The 622-nt window shown below is 71.1% G+C and carries 1 protein-coding gene; it reads left to right on the top strand.

The genetic code is table 11. The features are described from left to right. Positions 1-622: ABC transporter ATP-binding protein (locus ADL29_RS07475; protein WP_157878412.1), on the top strand; the 622-nt coding region annotated here is incomplete at both ends.

A 622-nucleotide genomic window follows, 5' to 3' on the forward strand; every position in this document is an offset into this window, starting at 1 on the left:
GTAAGTCGACGGTCGCACGGCTGATTCCGCGCTTCTACGACGTCGAGTCGGGCTCGGTGTGCATCGGCGGCGTCGACGTACGAGACATGCGCAGCGAGGTGCTGCTGCAGCAGGTGGCGCTTGTCTTCCAGGAGCCGTTCCTGGTGGCGGGCACGGTCGCCGAGAACATCCGGCTGGCTCGCCCGGAGGCGACGGATGACGAAGTCCGGGCCGCCGCCAAGGCCGCGGCAGCACACGACTTCATCGTCGGCGAGCTGCCTGAGGGCTACGCGACCCAGGTCGGCGAGCGCGGCGGTCTCCTCTCCGGCGGGCAGCGGCAGCGCATCACCATCGCCCGGGCAATCCTCTCGGATGCGCCCGTGGTGATCCTGGACGAGGCGACGGCGTTCGCCGATCCCGAGAGCGAAGCCGCCATCCAGGACGCGATCGCCCGGCTCACCGTCGGCCGGACCGTGCTGATCATCGCCCACCGGCTGTCCACGATGGTCGACGTCGACCAGATCGTGGTGCTCGACGGCGGCCGGGTCGTCGAAAGGGGCCGCCACGCCGACCTGGTGGCGGCCGGTGGCCGCTACGCGCAGCTCTGGGCACGTCACGAAGAGGCCGCGCGCTGGGGGCTCAC

The organism is Streptomyces chattanoogensis (genome assembly GCF_001294335.1).
In the GTDB taxonomy this organism is placed as follows: Bacteria; Actinomycetota; Actinomycetes; order Streptomycetales; family Streptomycetaceae; genus Streptomyces; species Streptomyces chattanoogensis.